This is a genomic window from Cryobacterium sp. M23 (assembly GCF_002929655.1).
Taxonomy (GTDB): domain Bacteria; phylum Actinomycetota; class Actinomycetes; order Actinomycetales; family Microbacteriaceae; genus Cryobacterium; species Cryobacterium sandaracinum.
In genome coordinates this window covers 1-12,958 of record NZ_PJJV01000076.1, presented here as the reverse complement: position 1 = coordinate 12,958, position 12,958 = coordinate 1, and the positions used below count along the sequence as shown (strand labels likewise).

The window sequence follows — 12,958 nt, the reverse complement described above, 5'->3', positions numbered from 1 at the left end:
CTCGCCCGGTCGGCGCAAGATGACCTGGATCGCGTGGGGCTTTGCCGCCCCGTTCATGATCCTGTTCGTGGTCTTCATGGCCGGCCCGATCTTCGCGTCCTTCGTGATGAGCTTCACCGACCTCACGACCCGCGACCTTCGATCGCCGTTCAACGTGAACTTCATCGGCCTCGAGAACTACCTAAACCTCTTTCAGGACCCCCGGTTTCTCAAGGCCCTCTCCAACACCGCGGTCTTTGTGATTGTGGGCGTCCCGCTCACGATCGTTCTCGCTCTGCTCGTGGCCCTCGCCCTGAACAACGGCATCAACAAGTTCCGCACCGTGTTCCGCGTGGGCTACTACGCTCCCGTCGTCACGAGCATCGTGGCGATCGCGATCGTCTGGAAGTTCATCCTCCAGCCGGATGGGTTGCTCAACGGGTTTCTCTCGATCTTCGGAGTCTCCGGCCCCAACTGGCTCGAAGACACCGCGTTCGCCCTCCCATCGCTCATTGCCATGGCGATCTGGCGCAACATCGGAACCCTCATGGTGATCTTCCTCGCCGGGCTCCAGGGCGTGGGGCAGGAGCAGCTCGAGGCAGCCATGATGGACGGCGCCGGTCCGGTTCAGCGATTCTTCAACGTCGTCGTGCCTGCCCTGCGACCGACCCTGCTGTTCGCGGCGGTCATCACGGGCATCGGGTTCCTGCAGTTCTTTGAGGAGCCCTTCGTGATGACGCGCGGAGGGCCGCTCGACGCGACCCTCTCGACCGCGATGTACACGTTCAACCAGTTCGGATTCGGCAACTACTCCTATGCCTCCGCAGCCAGTTACGTGCTGTTCCTCGGCATCGTTGTCCTGTCGCTCGTGCAGTTCCGATTCCTCCGACAGAAGGACTGACCATGATGAGACGCAAACCGAGATGGTGGCTCTACATCGTGCTCGTCACGGGGTTCGTCGCGATGATTTTCCCGTTCATCTGGATGCTACTCGGCTCGTTCAAGACGAACGCCGAGATCCGCAGCGCCCCACTGAACTTCTTCCCGGAGAACCCGACGCTCGAGAACTACGTGCAGCTCTTCGGGCGGCTCGACTTCACGACCTACTTCACCAACAGCGTTGTCGTCGCGGTTTTCGTGACGCTCGGCAACATCGTGTTCTCGTCAATGCTGGGCTACGCGCTCGCGAAGCTTGAGTTCGCCGGCAAGAAGGTGCTGTTCGGTCTTGTGCTCGGCACGCTCATGGTGCCGGGCGTCGTGACCTTCGTGCCGCTGTTCGTGCTCACCTCGAACCTCGGCCTCGTGAACTCGTACCCCGGCCTCATCCTGCCGTTCCTGATCACGCCGCTCGGCGTGTTCCTGATGCGGCAGTTCATCCTGAGCCTTCCCGACGACATTATCGAGGCCGCCAGGATCGACGGCGCCAGTGAGTGGCGGATCTTCCTCCGGGTGATCATGCCGCTGTGCGGACCGGCCGTCGCAACCCTTGCGATCCTGACCTTCCTAGGCAGCTGGAACAACTTCCTCTGGCCGCTCGTCGTCGCGACGAGCGAGGACAAGTACACGCTTCCGGTCGCCCTCGCGCTCTATTCGGTCGGCCAGAACGCCTCGCAGTACGGCCTGATGATGGCGGGCGCCGTCGTGGTCGTAGTGCCCGTGCTCGCGATCTTCATCGCCCTGCAGCGCTACTTCGTTCAGGGCATCGCCCTGACCGGAATCAAATAGTAAGGAACACAATGACTTTTCCCAACGGATTCCTGTGGGGTGCCGCCACTGCGCCGCACCAGGTCGAGGGCAACAACACTTCCAGCGACTGGTGGCTGCGCGAGCACGGGCGGCTGCCGAGCCCGCATCCAGTCGAGTCGCCGAGTGGCGATGCCGCGGACAGCTACCACCGCTACCCGGAGGACATGCGCCTGCTCGCCGACGCCGGGCTCACGAGCTACCGGTTCGGCATCGAGTGGGCCAGGATCGAGCCAGAGGAAGGCTTCGTCTCCCGGGCGCAGCTCGACCACTACCGCCGGATGATCGACACGGCGCTCGGCCTCGGACTCACGCCCATGGTCACACTGCACCACTTCACCAACCCCGCGTGGCTCGCGCGGGACGGCGACTGGCGCAACCCCGCGGTCGTCGACCGGTTCGCGCGTTTCGTCGAGTCGGCTCTGCCGATCCTCTCCGACGTCGACCTCGTCTGCACGATCAACGAGCCGAACATGGTCGCCATCATGGCGAACTCGCGCGAGGCGTTTCCGCACGTCGGCCTCCGGGCCGGCGACCCCGTCGTCACCGAGAACCTCATCGCCGGACACACGCGCGCGGTCGACATCCTGCGCGGCGCCGGCAAGCGCGCCGGGTGGTCGGTCGCGACGCAGGCCTACCAGCCCGAGCCGGGCGCCGAGCAGGCGGCCGACGACTACGGATACTCGCGCGAAGATGTCTTCATGGACGCAGCGCGCGGTGACGACTGGATCGGCATCCAGGCCTATACGCGCACGAAAATCGGCGCGAACGGGCCGATCGCGATTCCGGCTGCTGCGGAGCGCACCCTCACCGGTTGGGAGTACTACCCCGGAGCGATCGAATTCGGCATCCGCCGCTCCTGGCAGCGCAACGGTGGCGTACCGATCTACGTGACGGAGAACGGCATCGCGACCGCCGACGACGCGCGCCGCATCGACTACACGACGGGAGCGCTCGAGGGGATTCTGAGTGCCATCGCGGACGGCATCGACGTGCGCGGCTACCTGCACTGGAGCGCGCTCGACAACTACGAGTGGGGCAGCTACGCGCCCACCTTCGGGCTCATCGGCTGGGACGCCGAGACGTTCGAGCGCCACCCCAAGCCGAGCCTGGCGTGGCTCGGAGAGGTCGCCCGGGCCGGGCGGCTCTTAACCTCAACACCGTTCAGTTAAGCGTTCTCGTGTTGCGTTGTGGTTATGCGCGTACAGGGTGGGTGAAGCCGGTCTCTGACCGTCGGTTGTCGGATGTATTGTCGGTTAGTTTGTTGACCCGGGTGTTCCCGGCTGATGTCATCGACGAGGTGGTTCAGGCCGCGGGGCGGACTGAGCAGCGAAACCGGGCGTTGCCGGCGCGGGTGATGACGTATTTTTCAATCGGGATGGGCTTGTATGCCGAAGCGTCCTACGAGGACGTGTTTGCTCAGCTCACGGATGGGCTGTCGTGGTCGTCTGGTTGGTCCGAGGCGTATGCGCCGCCGTCGAAGTCCGCCATCTTTCAGGCGCGTCGGCGGCTGGGGTTTGAACTGGTTCGGGACCTGTTTGCCCGTGTCGCACAGCCGCTGGCAGGGCCTGACACGCCGGGGTCCTGATTGGCTGGATGGCGCTTGATGTCCATCGACGGAACGATCCTGGATCTGGCCGACAGCGTCGTAAATGCTGAGTTCTTTGGTCGCCCACCCGTCAGTCGCGGGGAGCAATCTTTTCCCACAGGCACGGTTGGTGGCGTTGGCTGAGTGCGGAACGCATGCCAGTCTGGACGCGGTGATGGGCCCGTGCACGACGTCGAAAGAGCTTGCCAAGTGGTTTGTGTAAGTGTTTCGGAATTGGTTAGAGGTGGGGGTTGATTCGGTCTGGGTAGGCCAAGGCGAGCTGGTTGAGGGCGAGCTTCCAATTCGTGGTGATTTTGGCCTTCGACGAGGCGGCCTTCGGCCTTGCGTTTGGTCGTGCGGTTGCCTCCTCGTTCCTTGGCTCGGTCGCGGGCGCGTTTGTCTTCGATGTTGCAGATCGCCAGCCAGAGCATCTTGATCGCGGCCTCATCGTTGGGGAAGTGACCGCGGTTCTTCGTCACCTTCCGCAGCTGGTAGTTCAACGACTCAATGCTGTTAGTCGTGTAAATCACGCGTCTCAAATCGGGTGGAAACGCGAGGAACGGAGTGAAGCGTTCCCACGCGTCCTCGAACGTTTTCACCGCTGCCGGGTACCGAATGCCCAGGGGTGATGACGCGGACGACGAAGCAGATCTCGCGCCCTACTTCATGCAATACGCCATGGACGAGATGCGAATCGTCATGACACCGAGGCTGCTCCGCCTACGACGCCTAGTGATCGGAGAGGTCAGCCGCTTCCCCGAACTGGCCCAAGCCCTATTCGAAAACGGTCCCCAACGATCGATCCAATCATTGGCCATCGTCATCTCCAAGCTCGTACAGCGCGGACTCCTGAGCGCACCGAGCCCAGCAGTAGCAGCCACGACCCTGAATTGGCTGGTACTCGCCGCGCCGGTCAACGAAGCCACGCTCCTGGGCGACGAGGCCATCCCGACTACCACCGGCATGAAGGCCCATGCAGCGGAGGCCACGCGCGTATTTCTCACCGCCTACGCCAGCGATACCGGTCTCGACGATCTGCGCTGAGACTGACGAGGAAGACTGGGAACACGCACTACCGGCCACAATGCGCCAACGCGATACCGCCGCTTAGCTTTGCGACTCACACACTTGTTCGGGGGTCTGTCGGACTGGTCTCCCGGCTGCTAGACAGACGTGCGCCCGTATGGATGGGCGCTTGGGCGAATTGACGTGGGGCAACATGGGGCATGGTCCTAGAGACTGGAACCCGCCGGGATATTGGGACGCACCGAGGGCCGCCACATCGTCGATGAGCAGCTCGTCGACGATGTCAGCGCGGGTGTGGGTGGCACCCTTCCGTGGGTTCGCGCCGATGCTCCCGATCATGGCTTTGATGACGTCGCCGCCCTCTTCATTGACGTTCGCGATCCGACCCCAGCGTCCGGCGGTATAGGCCGCGCCGACACCTGCAAATACCTGTCCCGCGGGCGGAGGGGCGAACGAACCGATGCTCGTGATCGTTCCCGCGACACCATCGGCGAGAGCCCACCTGTCGTCTGAGCTGACGTCGCCGTCCAACATCCCGTTGACGCCGGTAGCCATGTTGAGAACGCCCACACCGACCCCGAGAACACCGAAGCCCTTGCCGATCCGCGCTGTCTCCCGGCGAGGTGCTGAACAGATACTGCAGCTCGTGCACCAGAAACCGATGTCATCCACATTCGGGGACGCCGGCGTCGCGGGTAACGAAGACGTGGGGGTCATCGTTTCGGTATCGGTCATGTTCATCCTCTCCCGTGGAAAGTCGTACGGTCACGCATTCATTGCGATGTGGACATATGGCGGACGCCGCGAAGTATCGACGAGATGACGTCCCTCGTCGCTGGCGGGTACCAGTCCCCGGCGATGATCGACAGCAGACCCGTCTCTCCACGGTACGTGCCGTTGTTACGCAGCAGGTCGATGACCGCCCGATTCGGGGATCCGACACCGTTGCTGGCAGGGTCCGCGCCCGCGCCAGAACGGACTTGCGCTCGAGGAACACAGACTCGTCGGCGATCTCGAGTCGATCACGTCCGGTCGGATAGCCGCCGGTTTCGCGTACGACCCCGCGCTCGACGAGTGCCACATAGAGGTGGGGCACCACGGCGACAGTCACCGGCTGAAGCACCTTGTAGGTGAACGGGGGTCGTCGCCGAGCAGATACCACTGCAAGGGCATCCAACATGGCGGACCCGGTCGGCGAGTCGTCGACGACCACGAGGCGGGCGTTGTCAGCGGGCTCGGTTAGAAATCCGTCCTTCGGGTCTGTCAGGATGCGTCCTTCGAGCGCGAGTTCGATCAAAGCGCCGGCGCCCGGCATGATCTGGTCGGGTTCGAGCTGTCCCGGCCTCTGCTGGAGCATCAGCTGGATGTCTTCGGCGATGCTCGGCACCGACGTGGTGGCGTCTGTCATGGTCCTATTCTTTCAGGCCGACGGGGCAAGGTCACCATGGCCACGCATCCTCGACGAAGTCGCCTACTGCTTCGGCGCCATCAGAGACGGCATTTCCGACGTCCGATGCGACATCGGATACGACCCTCGCCGTCGCCTGTCCGAAGTCGCCGATCTTGTCGATCTCCCGATTTGCCGAATCGGTGAATAGTCCCCAGCGGGAATGTCGCTGCTCAAGGTCGATGAGCTGCTGACTCTTTCTCCAGCGGACGGCCGAGGCTCATGGTTTGGCCCGGCGCCGGTGGATCGTGGGGCACGTGTCTCCGAACTCCTGGAGGGAGTTCGATAGATCGATGAGGTTCTCCAGCGACCGGCTGAGCCGGTGGAGTTTTTGTCACGACGAGCGGATCGCCGGTCCGGTTCGCTGAGCGAGCGCCTTGTGGCCTTGCCCCCGGTTAGTGGACACGGGGTTATGCGGCTTCAGCGAAGACCGCGTTTTGGTTTGAGTATTGCAGTTCGAAGTCGACGGGGCTGACCTGGCCGAGGGATGTGTGCCGGCGGCGCCGGTTGCAGCGGTCTTCGATCCAGGCGCCGACCTCTTTGGATGCTTTGTTTTTGCTGGGCCAGACGCGTCGATGGTAAAACTCGGTCTTGAGCGTGGCGAAGAAACTTTCCGCCATCGCGTTATCCCAGCAGACCCCGGTGTAGCCCATCAACCGGGTGATGCGGTGCTGTTTCGCGAACGCGGTGATCTGCGCTGACGGGGTGACACGATCGGAGTGGAAGATTACCTGCTCGGGCCGCTCACCGCGGAGCGCCATGGCCATGACCAGGGCGGTCTTGATGAGGTCGGTGCGGTCGGCGATGGCCCAGCCGATCGCGCGGCGCGAGTGCGCGTCGATCACGGTGGCCAAATGAGAGCCACCCTTCCCAGGTCCTCAGATAAGTGATGTCGCCCAGCCAGACCTGGTTCAGGGCCCCGGTGTCCCACTGCCGTTTGATGACGTCGACCGGGTAGGCGTCCTCGGTTTGGCTGACCGTGGTGGTGCGCCAGCGTTTGGGGCTGATGCCCACCAACCCGAGGCGGCGCATGGTGCTGGCCACGGTCGCGCGCTCAGTTGCCCCTAACGTGGCGACAGCTTGCGAAGGGCACTGGCCTTATGCGCGGCTTCGGCATCCGTTTTCTCAGATTTCACGATAAACGCAAGGTCATCTTTCGAAGCGTGGAACGTTTTGCCCGCGAAGTCAAAATCGCTCGTCTTCTTCTCGATTACCTCCCCCTGAGTTCGCCCCTGAGACGTCGCCCAACTCACCCGGTCGCCTGTGCTGAAGTCTGTCATCCTTGAAGCATACGGACGGAGACGGACCTGGGCTAGAGGGGTGGGCTGAGTGTCATGTTCCTGTCTGTTCTAAGGAATGATCGTGCCCGCGCAATTCGTTTTCCACGCTTGATTTGCCACGCGCTCGTGACGGCGCTCGCTGAAATTCTCCAGTCCTGCTCACTGAAATTCCCCACTCCGGGTCGCTTCCGCACATAGAAGCGGGCCTTTCTCGAAACTGATGGTCTTCGACCACACACCAGCTTCAAGAAAGGCCCTACTCCTATGCTTTCAGAGGAGGACGACGTAGGTGGAGAACCGGCCAGTGCTGAGTCATTCCTCTATCCAGGGCCCTCGCTCGATGTCGTTGCCACAGCGCGCCCTGCGCAGCGTTTGGCCCTGGCGCCTGTTCCGCGCCAGGAAACGAGGTGCCGCGAACTCGTCCCACTCCCCCAGTTGCAGGCATGGCGCCTGCCTCAACCGAGAATCTTTCAGACCTCGGCGCGGAGATAGGCGTAGACGGTTTCGCGGCTGATCCCAAAGTGTCGAGCGAGAGCAGCTTTCGGCACGCCGGCGGCGGCCTTCTCACGCAGCTCCGCGGCGCGGGCCGCGTCCAATGAGGGGGTGCGGCCGCGGTACACGCCACGCTTCTTAGCCAGGGCAATACCCTCGCGCTGACGTTCACGGATCAGGGACCGCTCGAACTCAGCAAAGGCTCCCATGACGTTATGGAGCAGGTTCGCCATCGCGTTGTCGTCACCGGTGAAGGAGACTTGCTCTTTCACAAACTCGACTCGGACCTTCTTCGCGGTGAGCCGGCGCACGATCGAGCGGAGGTCGTCGAGGTTACGGGCAAGGCGATCCATGGAGTGCACGAGCACAGCGTTCTACGCAGGTCAGAGAAGCCCTCGGCAGGTGAACAGCCCATCAGGGTGAATACCGTGGCCGACACTGCGATTAACCACACAAACGCCCACTTGTCGGCCACTTTTCTCCCCTGATTGAGGCAAACCTATCGGTTTACGAAATCAAGCCACAAGGGGTCCTTGCGCGGGTAGCACCCTGGCCTTTTGCTCGAGACGCTTCCTTTGGCTTGCAATCGGCAGCGCGTTGCCCTGGACAGCCACCGAGTCGTAAGCTCGCGCTAGATAGCGCAATCGAATGCCCGCGAGCCGAGGGGCGGTCGAAATGGAATTCGGTTCTTTGTCTTGGTGGAACTTTTGGGTGGTCGTTCAGGTTTTCCTTTTGGTTGGGATCATCGTGGCTCTGGCGCTCTTCATCCGCTGGGGACGGCGCAAGAGCGCGATTCTTGAAGCAAACGAATCCACAAAAGGTCAGGGAGGCGCTGGCCACGGAAGGTAGTGGGAGGGAAGCACCCCGCGAAGGGTTCCGTAGACGCATCTTCACTGGGGCCCTATCTTGAAGTAGCCAAACGAACGGAACCGTCATGGACAATCCAGCCGCACTTGCAATCGCTCTCGCATCCGTCGTCGCAGTCCTCTACGGCGCTGCGATCGCGTACGCCATCGTCCAGATCGCGCGAACCCGCGACCTGTCCGAGGTGGAGAAAGTTCTCTGGATGATCGCCGTCGTATTCGCGCCTCTACTCGGCGCGCTCGTTTGGTATTTCGCCGGGCCACACCCATTCGGCCTTCGACTCACACGCCAGGTTCGATAGACCTCGACCTTCATTTCCCTTCGCGGAAGGGGTTCCCCGGTGGCACAGTGCATCAGCCCCAGCGAGCCGCGCTGGCGATGGTGTGCGAAGTAGCCAGACTGTTGTCATGCTCATTGATCACTGGCCCTTCGTCGGCTTGCACCTGAACACGGATCGACTCGAGCTTCACCTACCCACCGATGAGGAGTTGACCGAAGTCGCGTTGGTCGCCGCCGGGGGCGTCCATCAGCGCGGTGAGCGCCCCTACCTGACGCCGTGGACGGACTATTACCACCGAACGCACAGTGCACGTCATGAAGCAGCATTGGAGCCGCCGAGGCGATTGGAGCACGGACGCGTGGACCCTGGAACTCGCTGTTTTCCACGAGCAGCAACCCATCGGCATGGTTGCTCTCAGAGGGCGTGAGTTCTCAATCCTTCGCGAAGTCAAGACAGAATCCTGGCTCGGCGTCGAACATCACGGGAAAGGCCGGGGGACCGAGGCACGGTCCGCCCTATTGCACCTCGCCTTCGACGGCCTCGAAGCCGACGCTGCCTTGTCCGAGGTTGTCCAAGACAATCCAGCGTCACAAGGTGTCTCGCGAAAGCTTGGCTACAAGCACGATGGCATCTCCAGAGATGTACTCGATGGCCGAGCAGTCACCTCCGACCGACTGCGTCTGACACGTGAGGCGTGGGACGGGAGGCCGCGTCTCAAGGTGAAGATGGCTGGCCTCTCGCCCTGCCTGCCGTTCTTCGGTGTGACACCTGGCCGACGAAACTAGACAATCCGTCACGACGGTGACGGCGAGGAGCTGCCGTCGTTCCAAAAGACCTTCCTGAAATCAGTCAATTAGGCGGAGGGTCGTCGCCAGGGCCTCGCGGAGATGCCGGCGCTGAGAGCGACGAAGACTGCGGCTGCCCCGGCTGTGGTGAGGAAGGTTGAACTCACGTTCCAGCTCTCGACGAGGAAGCCGCTGAGCGCGCTCCCAGCCGCTGCACCGACGTTGTGAGCGGTGTTCACCCACGTTGTTGACTCGGTCTGACGGGTTGTTCCACCAAAATCGTTGGCCGCAAAATACGCCACGATCATGACCGGGGAAAGGAAGAGTCCAGCGGCCGAGATTACCAGTCCCAGGGAGATTGTCGACGTCGCGAGGCCAGCACCGGCGGTGGCCGTGATGAACAATGTCGCCAGGATCACGAGTTGGCGCTGCGAGGACACCGTGATGTGAAGAGCACCATAGGCAAGGCCTCCAACGGCACTGCCGACCGCGAACAGGGCGAGGACAACTCCCACCGCTGCCGCATTACCAACAGTGGCAATCATGGCTGGGACCGCAACGTAGACGGTGCCGACCACGAGGCCGACTGCCAGCACCGGCAGGAGCAGCGCAATGAATCGAGGTTCTGTAAGCAGGGGCGCAGCGCTGGCTGCGTCCCTGCGTGACGCGTCGACCGGGGTCGCGGCCATCGCGGGAGAAGACATCATCAGTGCTGTCCCGACCAGGATCAGTGCGGCAGGGATGAGTAGGGCGGTACTTGGCTGGATGATGACCAAGAGCAAGCCGGACAAGGCGGGGCCGACAAGGTAGAGCAACTCCTCCAGGACTGCATCCAGACTCAAAGCCTTTTTCAGGTGGCCTGGCGTCGGGGTCAGCGATGCCCAGGCGACCCGCATTGTCGGGCCCAGCGGTGGAGCGAACGCGCCGAGGAGGCCGGCCACGGTCACGCATAACCAGACTGGTGCGCCCGAGCTCGTGAGCAGTGCGAGTGCGACCAAGCTCAACCCGAAAACGCTGCTGAGCAGGAGGAGGACAAGGCGGCGACCGAATCGATCGATGAGGCGGGCTCTGGCTGGTGCGAGGAAACCGGGGTAATCTTCACATTTCTCCTGTAAAGCATGGCGCGGGACATACTCAGATCTCTCGCGACCGGGGTGGCAGATTCGCCGGCGTCGGGTATTTAACTCTCAGCGAATCGACGTCGGCACCCGCCGAGATCCTTCCTCGCTGGACAGCGCTTGCTGACACTCTCCACGATGCGTTCACGTTTGATGACCAGTTCCGTATCGGCCAATGCCGCCATCACCGTGAACACCATCCCGCCATCGGCGTGCTCGTCGCCACGTTTCCCGGCCCTTCGTGGTGAAGACCCGCGACGGGCAGATTGCCACCCGACCTTTCTCCCCGGCCAACGGCGTGACGCTGGCCGGGGAGAAAGACGTTCTGGGGCTGTGGGCTGGCACGAGCGGTGAGGGCGTCAGGTTGTGGATGTCCGTCCTGACCACGGGCTCCAAGAGATGAACGAGTAGGTCCCCGGCAGTTTTTTCAGCCTGTCACAGATCAGGAAGAACGTGATGGGCACGCTTGGGTTCTTGATGACCCTCTTCCCAGATAAACCCAGGAAAATAGCGCCGCTGAGCGTTGCTGTTCACAGATTCAGCGACAAAGTCCTGACCGTGCTTCAGCGGAGCGGATCGCATGTTACTTGCTGCTGTTTTCTTCTTGGAGAGCTGCTAGCGCGGCGAGAAGACGTTCATCGGCTTGATCAGCAACGTTCTGTATCCCTGGGGAATTGCTCAACTGGACCATGGTTTGTGCGTTGATGGCTTGCACCGTGGTGGTATTCGCTGATGGGCTGCGTCGGATGACGACGTTGCACGGAAGCAGCAATCCCATGTCGGGCTCTGCGTTGAGTGCTTGTTCGGCGAGGGCCGGGTTGCAGGCGCCCAGGATCAGGTAGTCGCCGAGTGACTGTGCGCTTTCCGCGCCGAGTTTCGTTTCGAAGGTCGCATGGACGTCGATTTCGGTAAGAACGCCGAATCCCTGGTTGGCGAGTTCTTCCCGCACTCTGGAGACGGATTCCTCGTAGGGCAGCGAGACGGTGATGGTGTGTGCGTAGTTCATTGGTTTCTCCTGATCCATTTTCTTGAACTGATGGTTGCAGCTGGTGTCAGTTTGCGGTGATGACTCCCATCATTCAACTGTCTTCGTGGTCGAGGATGTGGCAGTGGTACACGGTACGTCCGCTGAAGTCGTCAAACGCGATGCGTACACGCACGGTGCTGAGTGCCGGGATGTTCACGACGTCCTGCCACATGATGGTTTTGACGGGCTGGCCTGACTGTTCGATGATCTGCATCGGCCACACGTGCAGGTGCACGGGGTGATCGAGCGGGCTGGTATTTGTCAGCAACCAGTCCTCCACGCTGTCGAATTGCACGGTCGTGTCGACCCGGGTGGCATCGAATGCGCGGCCGTTGATCGTGGCTGACATCATGCCGCCATCCATTCCTCCGCCCATGCCGCTGCCTGTGTCCCCGCCCATTCCGCCGCCCATATTTCCGCCCATTCCCATCGCGAAGATTAGCTCGCGTCGGGCGGTTCCGGTAGCTGTGCGTAGGTCACGCGGAACGGGCTGACCGGGTATGGCGGCGACTGTGGCGACAACGTCACCGGCCACGATAAATGTGGCCAGCGCGATGTCGGCGGCGGCAGTGGAGCCTACGCCGCCCATCATCATTCCGCCGGATCTACCTCGGTCGTAGGTGTGGGCACGCAGTACGGAGGTGCCGATTGTGCCGGTGACGAGAAGGTCGGCCCGGTTCCCCGGGGCCAGCACGACCTCGTTGACTTCGTGCGCGGCTTCGAAACGTCCGGAGTCGATTCCGAGAAGGGACATCTGCTGCCCGTCGAGGCGCAGCCGCAGGTAGCGGGACACACAGGCATTGATGATGCGCTATCGTTCCCGTTCGCCAGGGCGGGCAGTCATGCTGGGGGTGAGTTGTCCGTTGACCAGGACGAGGTCTCCCTCGCGTCCGGACATTTTCTCCATCGCTGTGGCCGCTGGAATTGTTCCTGTGGAATCGAGGGTGATGTCGGAGACGACGAGGACGCGTTCCCGGCTGGCAGGGATGGGGTCGGGGTCTTCGACGATGATGGCGCCGTAGAGTCCGCCGAATACCTGATCGGCCACGAAACCGTGGTGGTGCGGGTGATACCAGTACACGCCCGGCGGGTGATTGGCGGGCAGGTCGTACTGGTAATCAAAGGAGTCGCCGGTTGCGACGGTGACGAACATGTTGTCGCTGTCGTTCTCGGACGAGACGTGGAGGCCGTGCACGTGCAGGTTGCTTGGGTCTGCCAGACCATTGCGAAGGCTCACGCTGAGGGTATCCCCTACGTGTCAGGGTGAGTTGAGGCCAGTAGCTCAGAGCAAGTCCGCCGTTTGACGTAGGGCGAGAACCAGGAAGTCCG

13 protein-coding genes and 5 pseudogenes are annotated in these 12,958 nt (G+C 62.3%); 8 read left to right on the top strand and 10 right to left on the bottom strand.

Going from position 1 to position 12,958, the window contains the following annotated elements; all coding sequences use genetic code 11:
• Positions 1 to 19 precede the first annotated feature (19 nt).
• From CXY82_RS11610 to CXY82_RS17995, 4 genes and pseudogenes are all read left to right on the top strand, one after another.
• On the top strand, positions 20 to 880 hold the full coding sequence (locus tag CXY82_RS11610; protein ID WP_233194030.1) for a carbohydrate ABC transporter permease: 861 nt from the start codon (positions 20 to 22) through the stop codon (positions 878 to 880).
• A 2-nt stretch (positions 881 to 882) separates the two neighbouring features.
• The gene (locus CXY82_RS11605) at positions 883 to 1,704 is read left to right on the top strand and encodes a carbohydrate ABC transporter permease (protein ID WP_198411515.1); all 822 of its coding nucleotides are present in this window, start codon (positions 883 to 885) and stop codon (positions 1,702 to 1,704) included.
• An 11-nt stretch (positions 1,705 to 1,715) separates the two neighbouring features.
• On the top strand, positions 1,716 to 2,894 hold the full coding sequence (locus CXY82_RS11600) for a glycoside hydrolase family 1 protein (protein WP_104171064.1): 1,179 nt from the start codon (positions 1,716 to 1,718) through the stop codon (positions 2,892 to 2,894).
• A gap of 11 nt (positions 2,895 to 2,905) precedes the next feature.
• Positions 2,906 to 3,491 (top strand): annotated as a pseudogene (locus tag CXY82_RS17995) (transposase domain-containing protein); the annotation flags it as partial.
• A gap of 57 nt (positions 3,492 to 3,548) precedes the next feature.
• Here the strand turns inward: CXY82_RS17995 and CXY82_RS11590 are convergent.
• A pseudogene (locus CXY82_RS11590) lies at positions 3,549 to 3,942 on the bottom strand (transposase); the annotation flags it as partial.
• Between CXY82_RS11590 and CXY82_RS11585 the strand changes: the two are divergent.
• On the top strand, positions 3,926 to 4,354 hold the full coding sequence (locus CXY82_RS11585; protein ID WP_104171063.1) for a TetR/AcrR family transcriptional regulator C-terminal domain-containing protein: 429 nt from the start codon (positions 3,926 to 3,928) through the stop codon (positions 4,352 to 4,354). The pseudogene CXY82_RS11590 and the gene CXY82_RS11585 overlap by 17 nt on opposite strands.
• Positions 4,355 to 4,417: 63 nt before the next feature.
• Here CXY82_RS11585 and CXY82_RS11580 read toward each other — a convergent pair whose 3' ends face one another.
• The 5 genes and pseudogenes from CXY82_RS11580 to CXY82_RS11560 form a co-directional block, all read right to left on the bottom strand.
• A complete protein-coding gene (locus tag CXY82_RS11580; RefSeq protein ID WP_146069116.1) occupies positions 4,418 to 5,071 on the bottom strand; it encodes a hypothetical protein in 654 nt (217 codons plus the stop codon).
• Entirely contained in the window at positions 5,001 to 5,744 is a 744-nt protein-coding gene (locus tag CXY82_RS11575) for a GPP34 family phosphoprotein (RefSeq protein WP_104171061.1), read from the bottom strand. Before CXY82_RS11575 ends, CXY82_RS11580 begins: the two co-directional genes overlap by 71 nt.
• 449 nt (positions 5,745 to 6,193) lie before the next feature.
• The gene (locus CXY82_RS11570) at positions 6,194 to 6,637 is read right to left on the bottom strand and encodes an integrase core domain-containing protein (protein ID WP_104171060.1); all 444 of its coding nucleotides are present in this window, start codon (positions 6,635 to 6,637) and stop codon (positions 6,194 to 6,196) included.
• Positions 6,638 to 6,847: 210 nt separating this feature from the next.
• The gene (locus CXY82_RS11565; protein ID WP_104171059.1) at positions 6,848 to 7,063 is read right to left on the bottom strand and encodes a DUF2945 domain-containing protein; all 216 of its coding nucleotides are present in this window, start codon (positions 7,061 to 7,063) and stop codon (positions 6,848 to 6,850) included.
• 470 nt (positions 7,064 to 7,533) lie between these two features.
• Positions 7,534 to 7,929, bottom strand: a pseudogene (locus CXY82_RS11560) (recombinase family protein); the annotation flags it as partial.
• 560 nt (positions 7,930 to 8,489) lie between these two features.
• On the opposite strand from CXY82_RS11560, the gene CXY82_RS11555 reads away from it, so the two are divergent.
• Positions 8,490 to 8,720, top strand: a complete 231-nt coding sequence (locus tag CXY82_RS11555; protein WP_104171058.1) for a PLD nuclease N-terminal domain-containing protein — start codon at positions 8,490 to 8,492, stop codon at positions 8,718 to 8,720.
• A 266-nt stretch (positions 8,721 to 8,986) separates the two neighbouring features.
• A complete protein-coding gene (locus CXY82_RS11550; RefSeq protein WP_255408588.1) occupies positions 8,987 to 9,484 on the top strand; it encodes a GNAT family N-acetyltransferase in 498 nt (165 codons plus the stop codon).
• A gap of 68 nt (positions 9,485 to 9,552) precedes the next feature.
• Here CXY82_RS11550 and CXY82_RS11545 read toward each other — a convergent pair whose 3' ends face one another.
• A complete protein-coding gene (locus CXY82_RS11545; protein WP_370443703.1) occupies positions 9,553 to 10,509 on the bottom strand; it encodes an MFS transporter in 957 nt (318 codons plus the stop codon).
• A 334-nt stretch (positions 10,510 to 10,843) separates the two neighbouring features.
• Here CXY82_RS11545 and CXY82_RS11535 point away from each other — a divergent pair.
• Positions 10,844 to 10,987: pseudogene (locus tag CXY82_RS11535) on the top strand (IS256 family transposase); the annotation flags it as partial.
• A gap of 198 nt (positions 10,988 to 11,185) precedes the next feature.
• Here the strand turns inward: CXY82_RS11535 and CXY82_RS11530 are convergent.
• The 3 genes and pseudogenes from CXY82_RS11530 to CXY82_RS18610 form a co-directional block, all read right to left on the bottom strand.
• Positions 11,186 to 11,608, bottom strand: coding sequence for a DUF302 domain-containing protein (locus tag CXY82_RS11530; RefSeq protein WP_104171056.1), 423 nt, complete (start codon positions 11,606 to 11,608; stop codon positions 11,186 to 11,188).
• 73 nt (positions 11,609 to 11,681) lie between these two features.
• A complete protein-coding gene (locus CXY82_RS18615) occupies positions 11,682 to 12,422 on the bottom strand; it encodes a multicopper oxidase family protein (protein ID WP_370287903.1) in 741 nt (246 codons plus the stop codon).
• An 18-nt stretch (positions 12,423 to 12,440) separates the two neighbouring features.
• Positions 12,441 to 12,869, bottom strand: a pseudogene (locus CXY82_RS18610) (multicopper oxidase family protein); the annotation flags it as partial.
• Positions 12,870 to 12,958 lie beyond the last annotated feature (89 nt).

Coding starts and splice junctions, on each gene's coding strand:
- CXY82_RS11610 (WP_233194030.1), top strand. CDS start 20: ATGACCTGGATCGCGTGGGGCTTTGCCGCCCCGTTCATGATCCTGTTC.
- CXY82_RS11605 (WP_198411515.1), top strand. CDS start 883: ATGATGAGACGCAAACCGAGATGGTGGCTCTACATCGTGCTCGTCACG.
- CXY82_RS11600 (WP_104171064.1), top strand. CDS start 1,716: ATGACTTTTCCCAACGGATTCCTGTGGGGTGCCGCCACTGCGCCGCAC.
- CXY82_RS11585 (WP_104171063.1), top strand. CDS start 3,926: ATGCCCAGGGGTGATGACGCGGACGACGAAGCAGATCTCGCGCCCTAC.
- CXY82_RS11580 (WP_146069116.1), bottom strand. CDS start 5,071: ATGACCGATACCGAAACGATGACCCCCACGTCTTCGTTACCCGCGACG.
- CXY82_RS11575 (WP_104171061.1), bottom strand. CDS start 5,744: ATGACAGACGCCACCACGTCGGTGCCGAGCATCGCCGAAGACATCCAG.
- CXY82_RS11565 (WP_104171059.1), bottom strand. CDS start 7,063: ATGACAGACTTCAGCACAGGCGACCGGGTGAGTTGGGCGACGTCTCAG.
- CXY82_RS11555 (WP_104171058.1), top strand. CDS start 8,490: ATGGACAATCCAGCCGCACTTGCAATCGCTCTCGCATCCGTCGTCGCA.
- CXY82_RS11530 (WP_104171056.1), bottom strand. CDS start 11,608: ATGAACTACGCACACACCATCACCGTCTCGCTGCCCTACGAGGAATCC.